Origin of the sequence: Streptomyces sp. NPDC059866 (assembly GCF_042731325.1) — a bacterium.
In the GTDB taxonomy this organism is placed as follows: domain Bacteria; phylum Actinomycetota; class Actinomycetes; order Streptomycetales; family Streptomycetaceae; genus Streptomyces; species Streptomyces flavusporus.
The window spans coordinates 1-1,062 of sequence record NZ_JBHWJT010000145.1 but is presented as its reverse complement, the minus strand read 5'-3'; the positions used below and the strand labels follow the sequence as shown (position 1 = coordinate 1,062).

Sequence of the window (1,062 nt, the reverse complement as noted above, 5' to 3'; positions counted from 1 at the left end):
AGTCCTGATCGTGTATCAGCGCCCCGCGAAACGCCGGTTTCCCGCGCTTCATATACAACGCGCACCGTTTCCGGATTACGTCCCGTGGCACGTACAGCCCAATGCAGCCATTGACCGCTCGACGCCCGCGAGTGATCTTCGTGTCGGCCAGCTGGGTTCTCAGCTCGTAGCCGAGGAAGCGCGCCGCCTGGCTGGCGGCGTGCGTGATCAAAGTCTTGGATTCCGAAAGTTCCAGCCTGAGTTCGTCATGCAGGAACTCCCTCATCCGGTTCTTGATCTCCAGGGCTTCTCGCTTCGGCCCAGCAAAGCCGAGCAGCCAGTCGTCGGCATAGCGGATGTACCGCAGCCGCCGGTAGTCCGGATCATCGGGATCGGCACTGGGAAGGCGTCGTAGCTGCTGCCGAAGCGCACGCACTGCCGCCTTGTCACCGCGCTGACTTGCCCGTTTGATCCTCGCCTCGACGCGCCAGTACTCCCGGCTCCGCCGGCGCAGCCTGCCCCGGTTGTAGTCCGGCAACAGGTGCTGTTCAACGAACTGATCCAGCCGGTCCAAGTAGATGTTGGACAGGATCGGGGAAGCCACGCCGCCCTGCGGCGCACCGCTCAGCGTGGCCTTCCACCGCCAGTCCTCCAAATACCCGGCCTTGAGCATCTGGCGGATCAGCCGCAGAAATCGCCCATCATGGATCTTCTCTTCCAGGATCGCGAGCATCACCTCGTGATCCAGACTGCCGAAGCAGTCGGAGATGTCTCCTTCGATGAACCAGTGTGTTCCCTTCCAGACTTCCACCACTTCGTTGAGCGCGGTATGGCAGCCTCGGCCGGGGCGGAACCCGTGGGAGTGGCGGGAGAACTGGACGTCGTAGTACGCCTCCAGAAGGAGACGGACCACCTCGGCGACCAGCTTGTCCGACCAGGTGGGCAGTCCGAGCGGACGTTTTCTCCCGTTCTTCTTCGGGATGTAGGTCCGCCGTACTGGAGTCCACCGGTACGTCTCGGCCCGTAATCCGCCGATGATCGCGTTGATTTTCTCCAGGGACATGCCGTCCACGGTCTCCCCGG

1 protein-coding gene is annotated in these 1,062 nt (G+C 62.8%); it reads right to left on the bottom strand.

What is annotated here, in order from left to right; genetic code table 11:
* Positions 1-1,062: reverse transcriptase/maturase family protein (locus ACFV7R_RS47150; RefSeq protein ID WP_385277014.1), on the bottom strand; the 1,062-nt coding region annotated here is incomplete at both ends.